Raw genomic sequence first — 19,780 nt, 5'->3', positions numbered from 1 at the left:
TGTACTTTTTAATGGGTTGAAGAAAAAAGGCAGGTCGGTTTTCAACCTGCCGTTGTTGAATTGTTTAGTGTTTAAGCATATCCTGAGCATACTGAATTCCCAATCCGTAAGCACCACCATATTTTTTCATTAAATCATTGACCGGTTTGTACGTTTCTTTTCTAGACCAATCTCTCTGTAATTCAAGAACATACTGAACTGAGGTAATCGGATGTACACCAGCCTGAACCATTCTTGTAACAGCCTGGTCGTGAGCTTCTTTTGAAATATCACCCGAAGCATCCGTAATCACATACACTTCATAACCTTCGTCGATGGCCGATAAAGCCGGACCCACGATACAAACGCTCGTCCATAATCCTGCGAAAACCAATTTCTTTTTATTTTTTCCGGTAATCGCTTTGTGAGCATTAAGATCTTCCCAAGTGTTCATCGTGGTTCTGTCTACATATCCGCTCGTCGCTTCAGGATAAGCTTCTGAGATTTCCGGGAAAACAGGTCCTGCAAACGATTTTTCTGCTACTGTTGTTACCACAGTCGGAATGTTGAAGATTTTTGAACCGCCTGCAATCAAAGCCACATTGTTTCTCAATTCTTCCATACTGATGCTTTTTGTTGCGAATGCCATTTGCCCTTCGCGGTCAATTAAAACCAAAGCGTGATTGGTAGGATTCAACATCAATTTTCCAGGTTTCTGAGCGAATGCTGTTACTGATAATACTACTGTTGCAAATGTTAAGATTAATTTTTTCATAATGTTTAATTTTTAAATGTTGTTGTTTATTTTTATTGATAATTAAATTCTGTATGAAGTATTTCCTTGATTTTGATATGACAAATTTAGGACGATGAGAAACCCTGCACATTTAACTAGTTTAATAAATCACATTTCTGAAAAAAAAAATTTAATCTTTTTATCTTTCATTATATACAGATAATTTTAAATCGATAAAAAAACATTTATATAGCATATTAATATTCTAATAATCAATTACTTAAATAAATAAAACTTAACATAAGATTTAGTTTAAAACAAAAAAAAATAGACTCAGATAATAAAATCCAAGCCTATTTTCTATAAACATTTCACTCTCCTAAAAGTGACTGTTTAATTTTTTTCAACTACATCGTCATCGGAACTTCCATCAATAAAATTTCTGTTCCTTCTGTTGTTGATTTGATATTTAGATCTGCAATATCCCAAACTCCGAAACCGTCTCTCGTTTCCACTTTTTGTCCTTCGATTTCTGCGCTTCCTTTTAAAATAAAAGCATACACACCGTTTCCTTTTTTCTTGATTTGATAGTTGGTTTCAATGTTATTTTCGAAGTTTCCTAAATGAAACCACGCATCCTGATGAATCCAAACTCCTTCGTCATCTACGTTGGGAGAAAGAATCTGCTGAAATTTATTCTGACCTTTTGTTTTGTCTAAAGTAATCTGGTCATATCTTGGCGTCACGTTTCTTTTGTTTGGATACACCCAGATTTGGAGAAACTTCACCAAACTGTCATTATTTTTATTGAATTCGCTGTGCATAATTCCGGTTCCGGCGCTCATCACCTGAATGTCTCCACTCTTGATAATCGCCGAATTTCCCATACTGTCCTTATGCTCCAAATCGCCTTCCAACGGAATACTGATGATTTCCATATTGTCGTGCGGATGCGTTCCGAAACCTCTTCCCGCCTCTACTTTATCGTCATTCAAAACTCTGAGAACACCAAAGTGCATTCTCTCCGGATTATGATAATTCGCAAAGCTAAAAGTGTGATTGCTCACCAACCAGCCATGGTCTGCTTTTCCTCTGGAATCTGCTTTGTGAATTACAGAATTGTCTTTGATTTTTGAATCGGTATTCGGTAAATGATTGTATCCAATCGGTTCCAATGGCTCGATTTCGTCAATCTCATTTTTCATTGTATTTCCCAGCGATGCTGATGCTACAAACATTCCTGTTCCGAGTAACCCTTTCTTTAAAAAATCTTTTCTGTCCATATCTGTTTTGTTGTTTATTCGTTATTGATAGGACAAATTTATGGTGATGAGAATTGCTGTGCATTTAACTAGTTTAATAAATGACTTTAAAGCAAAAAAATATGGAGCGAAAATTCCCCTTCTATCAAGGGGCGATTCTTTGTGAAACAAAAAGACGGGGTAGTTTATACATAACGCATAAACCACCCCGTCAAAAATTCTTTGAATTTTCGCCACCCCTCCAGAGGAGGGGAATTTTTTGCGTATTATTATTTAATTATAGAAATTATTTCTCTTTCGTTGCTAAACGTTTTCTGATCGTACTAACAAATTCTTTAGAAACGCCCAGATAAGAAGCAATATAATACTGCGCAACCCGCTGTGGAATTGTAGGATAAACTTTGATAAACTCGAGATATCGGTCAGATGCACTTTTTGAAATGGTATTTACCAAACGGTTTTGAAGCGTAAAAAGGTTTCTTTGAACCAACATCCTGAAAACCCTTTCGAATTTCGGAATTTCCTGCAACAGCTTTTCTTTGGTAGCCGGATTCAGCATAAATATTTCTGAATCTTCAATCGTTTCAATATATAAATTGGAAGGTTTTTGATCCTGAAATGAAGCAATATCGCTGATCCACCAATCTTCGATAGCAAACAAAATCGTCACTTCAAAACCATTATCATCAAGATAGTAAGCTCTCAAACAACCTTTGTGAATGAAGCCTTCAAACTGGCAAATTTCGCCTTCGCGTAATAAAATTGTTTTTTTGGGAACCGATTCACAAACCAGTAAATCGGTAAATATTTTTTCTTCCTCACTACTCAAAGTGATAAAACGGGTAACGTTCCTGATGATATTTTCAAACATAAAATAAGTTTACGGCTGCAAATTAGGGAAAAGTGCGTAAACTTCATTCTTTAAAAGCCCGCTTCCGCCGCCGTAATGGTCGATAACCTTCACTTCTTTATCTAAATTTTCACAAAATATTTTAATATTATTCTCAAATTCCTGATCTAATCCTGAACTCAGAAGAACGATATCTACCTGATTTTCTTTTATATAATCATAACAAACGCTTTCATCGTCTAGAATTTCAGCCGTCCAGCCTTCATTATTTTCGATAATTCTTTTTAAGGTATCCAGAATTTCCTGATTTTTCCCAATGACTAAAAAGTGTAATTTTTTCATTTCTTCAAATATTAATTGCGACTGATTTACTTTATAAATGTTTGTTGCCTGTAATTTTCAATTCATTTAAATCTAATTGCGATTCTGCTTTTCGGATTTCGTCGTCACTGAATTGTTTTTCACGTTTTATTTTGAATAATTCTTTTCTCTGTAAAGCAAAAATATCGAGCATGATTTTGTGATATTCATGTAAATCATTTCTCCTGTTTGTGCATGTTTCTAAAGATTCTAGATGACTTTGCTGCTGCGAAATATCGTTTTCGATGGTGTTTTTAAAATTTTCAACTAAGCTATTTGTTTCTAAATTTGATTGATATTTTTCGTTTAATCTTTCCACTGCAAGATTATCTAATCTGATCTGGATGTTTGCCTGTTGCTCATGTGACGGCAAAATAGGATCAAGTTCATCGATTTTAGTCCATTTAATAATTAAAGGAAGCGTTAAACCCTGAAAAACCAATGTCACAAAAATAACTACAAACGTGATGAAAATAATTAAATTTCTGTGTGGAAATGTTGATTGCTCATTCATCATCACCGGAATTGATAAAGCAGTTGCCAAAGAAACTACGCCTCGCATTCCTGCCCAGCCAATAATCAGCGGATTTTTCCATCCCGGACTTGGATCTTTGCGTATTTTTTTACTGAACCATCGCGGGACGTGCGCCACAGGATAAATCCACAACAGACGAACAACAATTACAATGAGACTGATAATCAATCCGTATTTTATCCCTTCCATGACCGATGTTTCGCCCAAACCGTTGATAATATCGGGAAGTTCTAATCCTATTAAAACAAAAACCAGCGCATTCATCACAAAAATCAGCGTATTCCAGACACCTGTCATATTGATTCTTGTAGTTCCTGTTTTAAATATTTCGTGAGAACGGAATGACATAAACAATCCGCCGCTTACTACCGCCATTACTCCTGAATAATGAAAATGTTCTGCTGAAAGAAATAAAATATAAGGCGTCATTACCGTTAAAGCAGCATCAATTGCGGGTGTTGTTGGTAAAAATCTGTGAATAGCATAAAAAATATGAGCGCCTACAATTCCGACTACTACTCCCATTCCTGCAACCAGGAAAAACTGTCCAGTTGCTTCCTGCATAGAAAATACACCTGTCATCACGGCGGCTAAAGCAAATCTGAAAACAATAAGTGAAGAAGCATCGTTGATAAGACTTTCACCCTCCAACATTGCGATGGTACGTTTTGGCACTTTCAGACCTTTCAAAACGGTTGTTGCTGCAATTGCGTCTGGTGGCGAAACAATTCCTCCTAACAGAAAGCCCATTGCCAATGTAAATCCAGGAATTAAAGCCTGTGAAGCAAATGCCACGACAATAGATGTCAGGAAAACCAATCCGAAAGCCAATAATCCGATGGTGCGTTTCCATTTCCAGAAATCGTTCCACGAGGTGTACCAGGCTGCTTCATATAAAAGTGGTGGTAAAAAAATCAGGAAAATAATTTCAGGATCTAATTTCAAAACCGGAACTCCCGGAATAAGGCTGATCCCCAATCCCGCCAATACTAAAAAAATGGGATAGGCAATTTTGATACGCTGCGCCAGCATGACTAGCAACATGACGATCAGTAAGAGTCCGAGTATAAGTAGTAAATCTTCGTGCATAGTTGTTTTTTTTTAGATGTTAGAGGCTAGATATTAGAAGTTAGATTACAAATAGAGGTTTATGCTCAACATCTTTATCTTTTACCTTTTATAAATGAATAAAAAGTGATGTTCTCTCCTTCTTTTCAAGGTTTTTTGTTTTGTGACCTTTTCCGGAAACATCTTCCACCAAAAGTATTTCGCCTGTTTGAAATTTCCGGACTTCGCCAAGAGAAGTCTCAATCTCGACACCACCATCCAAAAGTACAATATATTGTTTTTGTGGAGCGCAATGGAAATCATAATTATAGTCTTCGGAAACCTTTCTGAACTGTAATTTCTTAACAGCTATATTTTTTGATAAAAATCCGATCTCGCCTTGATTAATTAGCGGAATTTCGACTTCTTCAAAATGAGACTCGCCGTTGTCGTCACTGAATATTTTTGTGATTTTCATAATACTTTTTTTAACCACGAATGCACGAATATTAAATTTAATTTTTTATTCGTGTAGTCGTGGCTATGAATTATTTAAAAATAATAGAATTTGCTAATTCAATTTCCTCCTGATTGATAGAATGTCCGAAGTTAGCATACACTTTTTCGGTAACATCGGCATTCATTTCCTTTAAGATATTTGCCGTAGCATATACCCTTTCTACCGGAACGTGGAAATCGGGATTACTTGTTCCTAAAAAAATCGGAGTCTGTGCAAAATCTCCTTTATAATTTTCACGATTAATTTTATCTCCGATTACGCCACCGATAATCGCCGCAGCGCCACCAAAACTTTGAGCATTTCTTGCTAAAAACTCCAGTGTAAGACATGCTCCTTGCGAAAATCCGAAGAAATAAATATTTTCAGCTTTAATTCCAGAATCCAAAGCAGTTTGAACTGTCTTTCCGATAGTCTCAATAGCTGATGACAACCAAGGTTCGTTCTGCTCAACGGGAGCAATGAAGGATAAAGGGTACCACGATCCATTGGTTGCTTGTGGCGCCAGTAAGGCATAATCTTCTACATTCAGATGCTGCGATAAACTCAAAATATCGTCTGCACTTCCACCTCGCCCGTGAATCATTATTAAAGCTTTCTCAGTTTCAGTAATAGATTTTCCTGCTGTTTTTATATCTAAAATATGACTCATTATTTTATCTGTATTTTTCTGTTGGATAATTAAATTTTGGAAGAACATCATTTAAATGTTCTCTCTTTTCTTCAAATTGTTCTGGCAAACTCAGGCTTTCACCCAAAGATGCAAGCTCTTCATCTACATCGAATCCCGGCCCCGAAGTAGCTATTTCAAATAAAACTCCGCCCGGTTCTTTAAAATATACGGAAGTAAAATACTTTCTGTCTTTTACCTCGGTATGCTCCAAACCGAATTTGTTTAATTTTTCTATCATTTCAAGCTGAGTTTCAGCATTAGGAGTTGCAAAAGCCACGTGATGAACAGTTCCCCGACCTGCAAGACCCTTTAGAGAATCTGGCGCAGCAACCAAATCAACATATTTTCCTGGAAAATCTTCTGTCCCAAGACGTACTCTGTTTGAAGATTCTGCAATGACTTTATGATCCATTTGAGTAGTCAAAAGTGCTGAGGTTCTTTCATAAGCATTCAGCCAAATCTCTACATGATGAATTCCTTTAATGGTATAATCTTTTGGAATAAAGCCATTATAGTAACCTTTCCGATCATCTTTATCATTAAAAACCAACTCTAGTCCCAATCCGTCAAAATCTTCGAGATAAATAAAAACTTCACCTGAAAACCTCTGTTGTGGCTGCTTGTAAGGAATATTAAACTGATCAAGACGATTAAGCCAATAATCTAATGCTTCGATCGAGGCTGAGAAAGCTGTTGTATTGAGCATTCCTTTTCCGTGTCTTCCGTTCACAAGATCTTTTCCGTAAGGGAAAGTGGTCATAATCGTTCCTGGAGTTCCGAATTCGTCTCCGAAGTAGAAATGATAAACATCTGAATAATCAAAATTAACGGTTTTCTTTACCAATCGAAGCCCTAAAACTCCTGTATAAAAGTCTATATTTTCCTGTGAGTTGCCAGTAATAGCGGTGACATGATGAAGTCCTGTGATGAGTGCCATAATTTTAGATTCTTGGTTGATAGTTGTTGGTTTAGTTTTCTTTAAGCCAAACATCATTATATTCTTCCGGATTGCGTTTGAACTGTGCGTGAACGTATGGACACAACGGCACAATTTTCAAATCGTTTTCTCTTGCATAAGAAACCAGTTTTTCTAATAATAATTTAGCAAAACCTTTTCCCGCATACTCTTCATCAACTTCCGTATGATAAACAGTTAACTTTTTTCCGATCACGGAAATATCCATTTTCCCGGCTTTATTATTGTCTGAGAAAAGTTGAATTTCTCCTTTTGCGTTTCCTAAAACTACTTCTGTTCTTTCCATTGTATTAATTTTTTTTTGATATTGCTAAATTAAGATGTCTTCTAAAATTAAATGATGACCTATGATAACTTCGGTAAGGCATTTTCAATTCTTTCTCGTAAAGCTTCGTGCTGTTTTGGAAGTTTTAAATTTTCCCCTAATTCGTTCAGGGGCTCATCAACAGTAAATCCCGGATTGTCGGTTGCTATTTCAAACAAAACGCCACCCGGCTCGCGGAAGTATAATGAATAGAAATAATCTCTGTCTATCTTCGGAGTAATGCTCAATCCTGCAGACATTACTTTCTCACGGAATTCCATCAAAACCTGATCATCTTTTACCCTGAATGCGACATGGTGATTGGTTCCGGCAGCATTTCTTCCAGCCTGAATCTTATCATTTTCAATAATGTCGACAAGATTTGCTGTTTCGATTGCATCGGTTGCAAAACGGTATCTTTCACCTTCTTGTTTTTGCAGGTCGTACCCAAAAATATCAGTTAATACTTTTATTGTAGGATCTGCTTTTTTCAATGTTAAAGTAATGTTGTGGAAACCTTTCAATCCATTTTCATCTTTAATATCATCTGTTGTCCATACTTTTCTGTCATCAGGAGTTGATGATTCTATGAACTGTAGCTGTAAACCGTCAGGATCTTTGAATGAAATCAATTTTTCGCCAAAAATTTCATTTTCTTCAACATTTATATCAAACTGTTGTAATCTGTTTTTCCAAAATTCTAAGCTTCCTTTCGGTACAGAATAGCCGATGTGAGTTGCCAAGCCGGTTCCGTTACTTCCTTTTCCGATTCCTTCCCAAGGGAAAAATGTTAAAATGGTTCCCGGAGTTCCTTCTTCATTTCCGAAATAAAAATGATACGTTCCCGGATCATCAAAATTTACCGTTTTCTTTACCAACCTTACTCCTAAAACCTGAGTATAAAAATCTAAATTTCTTTTTGCGTTGTCTGCAATTGCAGTGATGTGGTGCAGCCCTAATATTCTATTTTCCATTTTCTTTAATTTTGATATGACAAATTTAGGGTGATCAGAATTGCTGCACATTTAACTAGTTTAATAAATGATTTTTTTTAATCTTTAATAAAATTAAATCTCACTGAAAATCAATTATGATTAAATTGATCTTAAAATGCAAGCTTCATCTTTATTGATTTGACCATCCCTTTTTACGGGTACAACAGAGAAGGTGCCGATATAAAAGAAGGCGTGCAGAGAAATTGGTGGAGACAAGGCATGATGGGCGGAATTGTTGCTCATTACGACGGAATTAAAGCATTTTCTGAAACTGATTTTACAGATGATCTAAAGGCGGTCGATATTCAGGTTTTGGTTCTTCACGGTGAAGATGACCAGATTGTTCCTATTGAAAATTCTGCCATAAAATCAGCAAAGCTGTTGAAAAACGGAAAGCTGATTACCTATCCAGGCTTCCCTCACGGAATGCCTACGACAGAGCACCAAACTATTAATAAAGATCTTCTGGAATTTATTGAAGCATAAAAAATAAAACTTTTTATAATGTAAAGGCAAATCGTTGGATTTGCCTTTTGTGTTTGTAACTCATCAATACTTTTTAAGCACATTTAATAACCAAATTTAAACTCTAAAAAATCTCATAAAATAGAAATATTCTAAATTAAATTACAATAGATGACAAAAATTATTATTTAAAAAAGCTTTTCTGTAATCATTATAAATACCACATCAATATTTTATTGTAGTATAAATACTGAATTTCACTCAGAAAAAACTCAATAAATTTGGATAACTAAAACTAATAACCATGTCTAACTTAAAAAAACTTTGCAAAATTTCTATGCGGTCTGATCAAGACTAAAACCATGTCACCTTTTATTTTCGATTGTATTAATGTCTTCCTAAAATGATAAGAAGACCAGTTATTTTAACACCAAATTTCAACGAAATGATTATCCAAAAAATCTTCAACGTCGACGATTATTATTACGACGTGTTCATGGCTATCTCAGAATCTCTCACTGGATTTTCCGTGAACGAACTGCAATCTACAGGCTTAGTCGAGACTTATTACACGCATATTCTTCATCAGATAGAAAGTGTAACGTTTACAGAATTTCTGAATATTTCTAAAGATATTCTTGAAAATTCTACTACACAGAACCAACTCAATAATGCTATTTCTTCTGACATTCTTGCCAATCCAGCGACTCAGGATATTGCCAACAGCATTATCACGCTTTGGTACTTGGGAACTTGGGAAGGCGCTTACGTCAACGATTTATCTTACAAAGAAGGATTGGTCTGGAACGTAATGCAAGCTCATCCACCCGGAGCAAAACAGCCTGGCTTTAAATCTTGGGGCGTAAAACCTGTAAATAGCAACTCATGAATCAAAAAGAAAAACCACAACAGAAAAAAGATGTAATCATTGTAGGAACGGGAATTGCCGGATCGCTGATTGCAAAACTTTTAACCGATCATGTTTTTGATACAGAAAAGGGAAAAATGATCCACCGTTCTGAAATGAACGATTCAAAAACATATAAAGAATTATCTATTCTCATGTACGAAGCCGGGTTGGAAGCCGGAATAGAACTGGATTCCGCAACTTCTATGACGACTTACAACGATTACATTCGCAAGTTTTACATGGAAGAAGCCAAAGTTCCGAACTCGCCTTATCCGAATCTGAAACAGGCTCCTTCACCCAATGTTTTAGATATGGAACCTATTATTCCACCGTTTCCTGATAAAAAAGGATATTTGGTTCAGTTTGGTCCGATGCCTTTTGCGAGTGATGCCATAAGAGTTGGAGGCGGCACTACCCTTCACTGGTTGGGAACTACACCGAGAATGCTTCCGAATGATTTTAGATTAAAAGAAAAATACGGCCGAGCAATGGACTGGCCGATTGATTATGAAACTCTAAAGCCTTATTATGAAATGGCTGAGTTTGAAATAGGAGTTTCCGGAAATGTTTCTGCTCAGGAATATCCAATCCAGGAAAGTATGGAAGAGTATTACGGTAAAGATTATGTTTTTCCGATGGATGAAATTCCGCAAAGTTATATGGATCAGCAGATTATTAACGGATTAGCAGGAACTTCGGTTCAGTTGAATTTTAAGAATATTCCGTTGACGATGGTTCCTTCACCTCAGGGAAGAAATTCTACCCCGAATATTGCTTACGGAAAAGCAAAATTAATAAAAGCCAATTCTTCAGATTCAGGTTATAAATTATCATTAAATAATATTGAAAACGAAGATTACAAAGCATTAGGCGCAGTTTGGAATCCTTACATGGGAGAACGTTGCGAAGGAAATGCTTCATGCGTTCCGATCTGTCCGGTTCAGGCAAAATATAATGCTTTGAAAACACTCAAAAAAGCACTTTATAAAGTCAATAAAAACGAAAACCTGCAGAGAAATCCTCATATTCAGATTCAGGCGCAGAGTGTTGTTTACCGATTAAGTGTTGATCAGGCTAATCAGGAAAAAATTTCAAAAGTTCATATAAGAAGATATACTTCCAGAGAAAAAACAGATTTTATTGAAGAAGAAATTGACACTACAAATTCTGTTGTCATTCTTGCAGCCAATGCTTTTGAAAATCCTAAAATTCTTTTAAATTCAAAATACACCGTTATCGAAAACGGACAAAAAGTTGAAAAAACGGTTGCCAACAGAAGCGATCAGGTAGGAAGAAACCTGATGGATCATATGGTCATGCTTACTTGGGGATTATTTCCGGAGCCGGTTTATTCTTACAGAGGTCCGGGTTCTACCACGAATATTTCATCTTTCCGAGACGGAGATTTCAGAAGCGAATTTTCTGCGTGGATTTCTCCACTGGATAATTGGGGATGGAGTTGGCCTGCATTTTCACCGGGATCTGATCTTTCAGAATTTTTGGGACAGGGACTTTTTGGCGAAGAATTAAAAGAAGCATTAACCTACAGACTTTCGAGACAGGTTTTATTTCATTTTGAAATAGAACAGCTTCCAAATCCTAACAACAGAGTTACCATTAATGATCAATATGTTGATGCATTGGGAATTCCGCGTCCTGTTATCAATTATGAATTGAATGAATATGAAATGAGAGCGATGGAACAGGCAAAATTGGCTTCCGACCAAATGTTTGCAAGATTAAATATTGAAGATTTCACAAAGTATAACGCGACAGATAACAACACTTTTGTGTACAACAATGTGAGATATTCTTACAACGGAGCCGGTCATATCGTGGGAACTCACAGAATGGGCGACACGCCGAATGATTCTGTAACCAACAGTTATTGTAAATCCTGGGATCACCCGAATTTATACATCGTCGGTGCAGGAAACATGACCACTTTAGGAACTTCAAATCCTACATTAACCTTATCAGCATTCACAATACGTTCGGTAGAATCTATATTGAAGGATCTGGAAACAATTTTAAAATAGAAAGAAATGAGACAAAGACTTATCAATAAAACAGAACCTCAGGAAACCAACAGTTTTTCAAAGAGTTCTTTAGCCAAAAATACAATCGAAGCAGAAGCTATTTTTCTTCAGTCATTATTATTTGATTCAACAATAAATAAACAAGACTGGATTGAAGGATTAAAATATCACAGCAAAACACTCACAAATCTGTTATTAAATAATCAGATTAAAGAATTTAATGAGTACTTAAGCACACAATTTTCCGGCAAAATTTCAAGTTTGCAACCTTCTGCAGAGCTTTCAAAAGGGCAATTGCTTGAACCTAAAAAAGGATTAACGGAATTAGACTATCGTCCTATTTTACAGGATCTTTTGCAAACAGCAATTTTAATTGAGCATTCTACGATTCCACCTTATCTTACGGCTTTATATTCGATTAAAGACGGAACCAATATTTTAGCATCGCAAATCATCAGAAGTGTTGCAGTGGAAGAAATGCTTCACATGATTATGGTTTGTAATGTAATGAATGCGGTAAGTATTCAGCCGTCGGTAAACAGGCCTCAGAACTACCCTACTTATCCGATGAAATTGCCGATGAATGTTGATTTTTTTGTTGGTCTGGAAACTTTTTCTACAAACAGCATTGCTACTTTTATTGCGATTGAAAGCCCAAGTAATCCTTTGGTAAAAGCTCCGAAACACACCCCTGAAGTAGAAAATTCGGCTTTATATACTAAAAGTGCTGTTCAGGAAAATAATTTGTGGACATTCGAAAACATGAAAGATTTTATGATGCAGAATGTTCATACCATTGGTGAATATTATGATGTTTTATTCTTTTACATCGTTGTTTTCCAAATCATTGCTTATTACAAGGCGAACGGAAAGCTTCCGCAAAATTTTGAAGAATTAAACAAAGGCGGAATTTTCACAGGAGATCCCGCAAAGCAGATTCGTCCGGAACAGTATTACGGAAGCGGTGGAAAACTACATCCTGTAGAAGCTCTGGATGGAGTAATTGCTGTTTTTCAGGAAATTAAAGGACAAGGTGAAGGTGCAGACGATTCTATTTTTGATGTAGATCCTTCGCAGTTTGAAGAAGGTGCAGAATTGGCGCATTATTTCAGATTTAAAGAAGTTTTTCATGAGCATTTTTATCTTGGCGGAGACTACAGACCTTTCACCGATGAAAACGGAATGATGCCTGTAACCACGCCACCTGTAGGAAAAGAATTACCGGTTGACTGGAACGCAGCTTACCCGATGAAACCCAACCCGAAAATGAGCGATTATCAATCGAATCCGCAATTGTACGCACAGGGAAAAGCATTTAACCAAACGTATAAAAATCTTTTGGATGCCATTCAGGCGGCTGTAGAAGGTAATGCGAAAGAATTGGAAAAATCAATTATGTATATGTATGCGTTGAAAGAACAGGCCATCGGATTGATGAGTCAGCCTTTAAATTCGACTCAAAATGCAGGACCAACTTTTGAATATCCTGCAAATTAAATTTAAAACCATCAAAACTAATAAATCATGTTAAAAAGAAATAAAGAAATTTTTGGACAGGAAAATCAGTTTTCAAGAGCTGCTGCTCCAAATCAGGATCAAGACCCGAAAGGCTATCTTGCCAATTTAATGAACGGATACTCGAAACTTTTGATCGATGATCCTGTAAGACCTTTTAGTGAAGAAAATCTTCAGGAAATTGCAAATAATGTAGATTATGGTGTTTTGGAAGCACTAAACGGTACTTGGGTAAGTTATAATGCCAATTACAATACAAACATCGGAAGACCTTCGCTGGGAAGCGGAATACATACGACCATCATGCCTTCTCCGGGTACAAATCCGAGTACAATTCCCGGAAAATTCAGCTTTGATACGGAAGAATATATTGAAAAGTTAACTTTCGAAATCGTTCCCGGCGGTGTTCGTAACCGTGGTGGTGCAACCGAATTATTTTGTGGTGCTGTAAAATACGATCAAACCATTAAAAGTGTAAATAAAGTAGAAGGAAATCCAGATTTGCAATACGCCGGAATTCATGAAGAAAACGGAATGTATCTTTGGTTAAGTGATGTCTACAATTATGCTGCAACGAAAGAAACCATAGAAAAAGACCGTGGAATTCACGCATTTTCTACCGAAGATTTTGAAAAATACGGATACAAAGGAGAATACAGAAACGAGCCATTGGTTGAAGTAAAAGACGAAAACGGTAATTCTTCATATATTCTTTTGAGCCAGTTGAAAGAAGGTCAAAAATATTACGAAATCATTCCGGCGCAGGAAATTAAACCTCTTGACGGAATTACGGGACCTTATTTCATTCCAGACTATTCTATTTCACGAAGTGGTGTTATTCCGCACGGAAGCACAATTACTGTGTTGGGAGATATTACCCCAGAAAGTGTCGATAAGAAAACATATTATCTTAGAAAAGGTAACCCAAAATTTCCTACCGGTATTGCAACCTGGGATCCTCCTCATCTTGCTATCTCACCAACTATGGGAGGTGCGGGCGGTGCAATTAATCTTGACGAACCAGCTCCGGCTTGGGTTCACGAAACATTAAACGATGAAAACGATCCTGGATCAAACAAAATCTATACGCAGAGAATATTGGCAGATGAGCTATATCCTTATTGTGTAAGACCCGATATGCGATTAAGAGATACATTGAGCGGACAAACTGTTGCCAATTATGTCCTAATCCAAATGTCATCAAAAATGCCAACTGGTGCACAAGGCGGAATTTTAAATGTTCCTTTCGTTAATCGTTTTGTCCCAACTGTAGAAATAGAATTTAACTTGTGGATCGAAACCGTGATTGAAGACGGAAAAGAAATTCTTCAGCTGCAATACGAGCAAATTATATTTTTCGAATTTGATTTTGGAAATGATGGTGGCACAACAAGCTGGCCTCATATTCAGGTAAATACGCTCCGTAAAATTGAGGACATTCCTGCTGATCAGAGAAAAGTAATTGAAGAGCAATTCTTCAACGCTCCTTCTGCAATGAGTATGACAACACCTGCCTCAATTACTGAACGTGTCGTAAACCCTCCTTCAGGTTGCCCTTATCACAAAGGTTAGCATAAGAAAATTTGGAAAAAGAATTACTTTTTTCTGAATATCAATCATCTTTCATTCCTCATTTAAAAATAAATTAATAATTAGAAAAAATAAACATTTCAATATTGAAATGTTTATTTTTTTATGGTTTTAAACAAAATTTAAAAGAATTTATAGCAAAAGATTAAACCTTTTTAAAGGCAATTTAGCACCTCTAAAATATTTTTATAAATGAAATTTAATTCTTCTGAGTTGATACAATAAGGCGGAACCAGATACATCACATTTCCTAACGGACGCATAACAATTCCCCTCGACAGAAATTCATCATAAACTTTTTTTCCTATCTCGTTAAAATAAGAAGTTTTATGATCATTTTTAATTTCCCAGGCTAAAATAGTTCCGGTTTGTCGTACGTTTTCAACTTTTGGATGCTGTTTTAAAACATTTGAAAAACGAAAATGTTGCCCCGAAATTCGTTGAATATTTTGTTGAGTTTCGTCATTCAATAAAAGTTCCATACTTGCTAAAGCCGCAGTACAAGCTAACGGATTTGCTGTAAAAGAATGTCCATGAAACAACGTTTTATATTTATCATCCGACAAAAAAGCATTGTAAATCTCGTTTGAACAAGTTGTAATTCCCATTGGCATCGTACCGCCTGTCAAACCTTTAGAAAAACACATAATGTCTGGTTTTTCTGAAAGATAATTAGCTGCAAATAGCTTTCCTGTTCTTCCAAAACCGGTAAAAACCTCATCCTGAATCATCAAAATTTCCTGTGCTCTGCAGAATTTCATTAACTTATCTAAATCTTCAGCATTGTACATCAGCATTCCTGCAGCTCCCTGAATAAGCGGTTCATAAATAAAACAAACAACTTCATCCTGATACGCGGAAATCTGAGCTTTGAGATTTTCAATATTTTCAGAAGTAGGAGTATCAATAAAAATAACTTCAAACAGCATCTCTCCGAAAGGCTTCGTCCAAACACTTCTTCCACTCACCGACATCGCTCCGAAAGTATCACCGTGATAAGCGTTTTTAAATGCTAAAATTTTCGTCTTTTCTTTTCCCTGATTGTAAGCATGTTGAATACACATTTTCAAAGCAACTTCTACTGCCGTCGAGCCATTATCAGAATAGAAAACTTTCTGCTGATTTTGAGGAAGAAGTTTTAGTAAATTTTCAGAAAGCTGTATCGCTGGCTCATGGGTAAAACCTGCAAAAATAACCTGCTCTAAAGTATTCAACTGTTCAGAAACCCGTTGTGCAATGTAAGGATGCGCATGACCGTGAAGCGTAACCCACCATGAAGAAACGGCATCAATATACTTATTTCCTTTATCATCAAAAAGGTAAACTCCTTTTCCTTTAACGATCGGAATAGCATCATCTGCAGTTTTCATTTGCGTGTAAGGATGCCAATTCACAGCTCTGTCGCGCTCTTGTAAATTCATTGTTTAGGGTTTAGGGTTTAGGGTTTAGGGTTTAGGGTTTAGGGTTTAGGGTTTAGGGTTTAGGGAAAATAATTCATAATTCATAATTCATAATTCATAACTTTTTTCGTTTCCTTTTTCTTCATCGGTTTCAATCCTAAAGTCTGCAGCATTTGCATATCTTCCGAAACTCCCGGATTTGGAGTTACCAATAAAGTTTCTCTTTCGCCTGTAAAAATTGAGTTTGCTCCTGCCATAAAGCACCATCCTTGTTCAAATTCTGTCATTTCAATTCTTCCTGCGCTCAGACGAACCATCGATGAAGGCATTACAATTCTTGCGGTAGCAATCATTCTTACCATTTCCCAAGTGTTGGTTTTTTCGTTATTTTCAAGAGGAGTTCCTGCCACTCTTGCCAAGGCATTAATCGGAACAGATTCAGGATGTTTCGGCATTGTAGCCAATGTCAACAGCATTGAAATTCTGTCTGCATGAGTTTCACCCAAACCGATAATTCCGCCCGAACAAACTGTAATTCCAGCTTTTCTGACGTTGTTGATGGTATTGATTCTATTATCAAAAGTTCTTGTAGAAATAATTTCTTTATAATATTGTTCTGAAGTATCCAAATTGTGATTATAAGCATACAAACCTGCTTGTTCAAGACGAACAGCTTGTTCCTCGGTCAACATTCCGAGCGTACAGCAAACCTCCAATCCGAGTTCATTTACACCTTTCACCATATCGATAACGCGGTCAAAATCACGGTTATTTCGCACTTCTCGCCAAGCTGCAGCCATACAGAAACGGGAAGAACCTTTGTCTTTTGCTTTTTGGGCATGTTCGATTACTTTTTCAGTTGGTAATAAAGCCTGAACTTTAATATTGGTGTGATAACGTGCAGCTTGCCCGCAATACGAACAATCTTCTACACAACCACCTGTTTTTATTGATAAAAGAGTTGACATCTGTACCTCTTCCGGATTGTGCCATTCTCTGTGAACCGTTGCCGCTTTATAAATCAATTCAAGGAGTGGAAGATTGTAGATTTCTTCGATTTCTTCTTTCGTCCAATTATTTCTCAATTTTGTTTTATCTATCATATTTTTTCTAATTGTTTTGTAATACGTTCTATGTTTTCTTTTGTTATGTTTTCTATCTCGGGAATTCTTATAATTTTGGTTTCCTCCTGAATGTTTTTACAGATTATTCTTTCTGTATCTGCAGGGAAATTTCCATTTAAAATCAGATATTCCAGCTTGATATATTTTCGTTCTAAAGCCATCAGCGACAATAAAGTATGGTTGATGCATCCTAAATAATTTCTGACCACCAAAGCAACGGGAGGGTTTAGCTTTTCAATTAAATCGATAATAAATTCTTCATCAGAAATTGGAACCATTAATCCTCCTGCCCCTTCTACAATTAAATTATTTTGAGTTTCAGGAAGTTTAAAATCATTACTGTTAATTAAAATTCCTTCCTCCAAAGCCGACTGATGAGGTGACACCGCAAGTTGCAATCGATATCTTTCAGGATGAATGATTACATCTTCACCCACCCATTCTTTAATTTTCATACTGTCTGAAAAATGTAAATCTCCGGATTGAATGGGTTTCCAGTAATCAGCTTTAAAGTATTTTGTTAAAATTGCCGAACAAACAGTTTTTCCTATTTCGGTTCCAATGCCTGTGACGAAAAGTTTTTTTTGCAGTGAGTTTTGTATTTCTAATTTTCCTTTTCTTATATCCATATTTTTATCCATCTAGTTTGTCATTCTGCAAGAATCTCAACTATTGAAAATAAATTCTTTGCTTAGAATCCTGCGAAATCACAAAAGTCACGCTGTTTTTTACATTAAATAAAATCCTTAATTACCTTAGTCATACCAATAATTTCTTCTTCTGTATTGAAGCTATGAAGGCAAATCCTCAGTCTTTCTGTTCCCTGTTTTACAGTTGGACTAAAAACAGCATAGGTTAAAAATCCCTCATGTAATAAAGTTTCCTGCAAATCTTTTAACCGATGATTATCCGAAATTAAAACCGCCTGAATCGAACTATTTTCAGAAGACGGAGTTTTTATATTTTGCTGATGAAAAATTTTGATGTTTTCCTGTAAACTGGAAGATGCATGTTTGTTTGCTTTTAAAAATTCATATCCAGTTCTTATGCTTCTCCACTGAATATCCTGAGCGGCGGTTGTATAAATAAAAGGTGATGCAAAATTGACAAGATAAGATTTGACAACCTCATCGCATAAAATCGCTGCGCCATGTGAACCGAGTGCTTTTCCGTAAGTAACTACCGTTGCCAAAACCGACGTTTGTAATTGATATTTTCCAACTAATCCATATCCGAAAACCCCAAAAGAATGAGCTTCATCTACAATCAAAAAAGCATTATATTTTTTAACGGTTTCTGCAATTTCACGAATTGGCGCAAAATCTCCATCCATTGAGTACAGACTCTCAATCGCAACGTAACAATTCCCGTTTTGTCTTTTTAATATCTGTTCAAGATCCTCAACATCATTATGCTTAAATTTTAATTTTCTGGCATGTGACATTTTACAGGCATCATGTACGGAACGGTGAATTTTTTCATCAACAATAATTGTATCATGACGGTTCGGAAGTGTAGAAAACAGAGCTAAATTGGCATTATACCCAGAAGAAAAAAGCAATGCAGATGAACTTTTATGCTCTTTTGAAATAAAGCTCTCTGTTTCGATAACTTCCTTACTGTTTCCGCTGATCAATCTCGAACCGGTACTTCCTGAAAGTAAATGAGGATGATTATTAATCTGTTTTAACAATAAATTTTGTAACTCTTTATTTCTTGCCAATCCCAAATAATCATTAGAATAAAAATCAATACCTTCAGATTTAGGTTTTAATATTCTTAAAGTCTGATTTGCTTTTCTTTTATCCAGAGCCTCCCGAAAATAATGAAGATGATTAAGCATAATCCGGTTTCATCACTTCTTCAGTTATCGCATTAACCCAATCGATATGCAAATCTTTTTCAATTTCTATAATTTTCTCCGCGTGCGGTTTCCAGTTCTCAGAAAATTCATCTAATTGATGAATCATTTCTTCCAAATGTCCCTCTTCTTCCAATATAATAGATTTCACCATCACTTTTGAATTGGTTTTGGTAAGAACTTCCTGATATACGGGATATAATTCGTCGGCACGAACTTCAATTGCATACGTCACAAAAAGATAGGCCGCATATTTTAGCTCCTCTTTTGTTAAATCGAAATGAGCATGAAGATATTTGCAAGCTTTCACATCCAAAGCGTGAAGATATTGACGTGTTGCAATCGGTGCTAAAAGTTCATTCGCTTCGTAGGTTTTGCACCATTCAACATTGATTTTTCCAATCTGCTTTTTGAGGTAATACGCATGACGATGCTCTTCACAAGCATGTTTAAGCTGAATTAAATTTACTTTTGTAGGATGTTCGCAAGCAGAAATTTTTCTTGCTCCTGCATTCTCCATAAAAGAGAGTGTATTGAGCCATTTTGAATGAGCTTTATTATCGCTTACGATCTTATCAATAAGGTTATAAAATTCCATTTGTTTTTATTTTGTTTCAAAAGTAGTATATTACCGGATGGTTA

19 protein-coding genes and 1 pseudogene are annotated in these 19,780 nt (G+C 36.0%); 5 read left to right on the top strand and 15 right to left on the bottom strand.

Features of this window, described 5'->3' with window-relative positions; all coding sequences use genetic code 11:
* Positions 1–64: 64 nt before the first annotated feature.
* The 10 genes from OH814_RS04325 to OH814_RS04280 form a co-directional block, all read right to left on the bottom strand.
* Positions 65–754 (bottom strand): hydrolase, encoded by a 690-nt coding sequence (locus tag OH814_RS04325; RefSeq protein WP_308827250.1) that lies wholly within the window; start codon positions 752–754, stop codon positions 65–67.
* Between the two features lie 368 nt (positions 755–1,122).
* Entirely contained in the window at positions 1,123–1,998 is an 876-nt protein-coding gene (locus OH814_RS04320) for a pirin family protein (RefSeq protein ID WP_308827249.1), read from the bottom strand.
* 265 nt (positions 1,999–2,263) lie between these two features.
* Entirely contained in the window at positions 2,264–2,848 is a 585-nt protein-coding gene (locus OH814_RS04315; RefSeq protein ID WP_308827248.1) for a Crp/Fnr family transcriptional regulator, read from the bottom strand.
* A gap of 9 nt (positions 2,849–2,857) precedes the next feature.
* The gene (locus tag OH814_RS04310) at positions 2,858–3,169 is read right to left on the bottom strand and encodes a hypothetical protein (protein WP_123887291.1); all 312 of its coding nucleotides are present in this window, start codon (positions 3,167–3,169) and stop codon (positions 2,858–2,860) included.
* Positions 3,170–3,200: 31 nt separating this feature from the next.
* On the bottom strand, positions 3,201–4,811 hold the full coding sequence (locus OH814_RS04305) for a Na+/H+ antiporter (protein ID WP_123887290.1): 1,611 nt from the start codon (positions 4,809–4,811) through the stop codon (positions 3,201–3,203).
* Between the two features lie 88 nt (positions 4,812–4,899).
* Entirely contained in the window at positions 4,900–5,247 is a 348-nt protein-coding gene (locus OH814_RS04300; RefSeq protein ID WP_308827247.1) for a hypothetical protein, read from the bottom strand.
* A gap of 70 nt (positions 5,248–5,317) precedes the next feature.
* Positions 5,318–5,938 (bottom strand): dienelactone hydrolase family protein, encoded by a 621-nt coding sequence (locus OH814_RS04295; RefSeq protein WP_308827246.1) that lies wholly within the window; start codon positions 5,936–5,938, stop codon positions 5,318–5,320.
* Positions 5,939–5,942: 4 nt separating this feature from the next.
* Positions 5,943–6,896 (bottom strand): ring-cleaving dioxygenase, encoded by a 954-nt coding sequence (locus OH814_RS04290; RefSeq protein ID WP_308827245.1) that lies wholly within the window; start codon positions 6,894–6,896, stop codon positions 5,943–5,945.
* Between the two features lie 31 nt (positions 6,897–6,927).
* On the bottom strand, positions 6,928–7,221 hold the full coding sequence (locus OH814_RS04285) for a GNAT family N-acetyltransferase (protein WP_201133764.1): 294 nt from the start codon (positions 7,219–7,221) through the stop codon (positions 6,928–6,930).
* 59 nt (positions 7,222–7,280) lie between these two features.
* On the bottom strand, positions 7,281–8,213 hold the full coding sequence (locus OH814_RS04280) for a ring-cleaving dioxygenase (protein WP_308827244.1): 933 nt from the start codon (positions 8,211–8,213) through the stop codon (positions 7,281–7,283).
* A 165-nt stretch (positions 8,214–8,378) separates the two neighbouring features.
* Here OH814_RS04280 and OH814_RS04275 point away from each other — a divergent pair.
* The 5 genes and pseudogenes from OH814_RS04275 to OH814_RS04255 form a co-directional block, all read left to right on the top strand.
* A pseudogene (locus OH814_RS04275) lies at positions 8,379–8,720 on the top strand (alpha/beta fold hydrolase); the annotation flags it as partial.
* Positions 8,721–9,144: 424 nt separating this feature from the next.
* Positions 9,145–9,588 (top strand): sugar dehydrogenase complex small subunit, encoded by a 444-nt coding sequence (locus OH814_RS04270; RefSeq protein WP_308827242.1) that lies wholly within the window; start codon positions 9,145–9,147, stop codon positions 9,586–9,588.
* The gene (locus tag OH814_RS04265) at positions 9,585–11,648 is read left to right on the top strand and encodes a GMC family oxidoreductase (protein WP_308827241.1); all 2,064 of its coding nucleotides are present in this window, start codon (positions 9,585–9,587) and stop codon (positions 11,646–11,648) included. The genes OH814_RS04270 and OH814_RS04265 overlap by 4 nt, the downstream gene beginning before the upstream one ends.
* A gap of 6 nt (positions 11,649–11,654) precedes the next feature.
* Positions 11,655–13,145, top strand: a complete 1,491-nt coding sequence (locus OH814_RS04260) for a ferritin-like protein (protein ID WP_308827240.1) — start codon at positions 11,655–11,657, stop codon at positions 13,143–13,145.
* Between the two features lie 27 nt (positions 13,146–13,172).
* Positions 13,173–14,735 (top strand): peroxidase, FMP-type, encoded by a 1,563-nt coding sequence (locus OH814_RS04255; RefSeq protein ID WP_308827239.1) that lies wholly within the window; start codon positions 13,173–13,175, stop codon positions 14,733–14,735.
* Positions 14,736–14,908: 173 nt separating this feature from the next.
* On the opposite strand, the gene bioA is transcribed toward OH814_RS04255, so the two are convergent.
* The 5 genes from bioA to OH814_RS04230 all read right to left on the bottom strand — a co-directional run bounded on the left by bioA (position 14,909) and on the right by OH814_RS04230 (position 19,736).
* Positions 14,909–16,174: an adenosylmethionine--8-amino-7-oxononanoate transaminase gene (bioA, locus tag OH814_RS04250; protein ID WP_308827238.1), complete on the bottom strand. Its 1,266-nt coding sequence runs from the start codon at positions 16,172–16,174 to the stop codon at positions 14,909–14,911.
* Between the two features lie 80 nt (positions 16,175–16,254).
* Complete coding sequence (gene bioB, locus OH814_RS04245; RefSeq protein WP_308827237.1) at positions 16,255–17,256, bottom strand: biotin synthase BioB; 1,002 nt, start codon at positions 17,254–17,256, stop codon at positions 16,255–16,257.
* On the bottom strand, positions 17,253–17,906 hold the full coding sequence (gene bioD / locus OH814_RS04240) for a dethiobiotin synthase (protein ID WP_308827236.1): 654 nt from the start codon (positions 17,904–17,906) through the stop codon (positions 17,253–17,255). The genes bioB and bioD overlap by 4 nt, the downstream gene beginning before the upstream one ends.
* Positions 17,907–18,010: 104 nt before the next feature.
* Positions 18,011–19,120 carry a pyridoxal phosphate-dependent aminotransferase family protein gene (locus OH814_RS04235; protein WP_308827235.1) on the bottom strand — a complete coding sequence of 370 codons (1,110 nt, stop codon included), beginning with the start codon at positions 19,118–19,120 and terminating at the stop codon, positions 18,011–18,013.
* Positions 19,113–19,736, bottom strand: a complete 624-nt coding sequence (locus tag OH814_RS04230; RefSeq protein ID WP_308827234.1) for a hypothetical protein — start codon at positions 19,734–19,736, stop codon at positions 19,113–19,115. The genes OH814_RS04235 and OH814_RS04230 overlap by 8 nt, the downstream gene beginning before the upstream one ends.
* Positions 19,737–19,780: the final 44 nt, after the last annotated feature.

Origin of the sequence: Chryseobacterium sp. CFS15 (assembly GCF_031118795.1) — a bacterium.
GTDB classification, from domain to species: domain Bacteria; phylum Bacteroidota; class Bacteroidia; order Flavobacteriales; family Weeksellaceae; genus Chryseobacterium; species Chryseobacterium indoltheticum.
The sequence above is the reverse complement of the archived record's forward strand: the minus strand, read 5'-3'. Positions and strand labels throughout refer to the sequence as shown.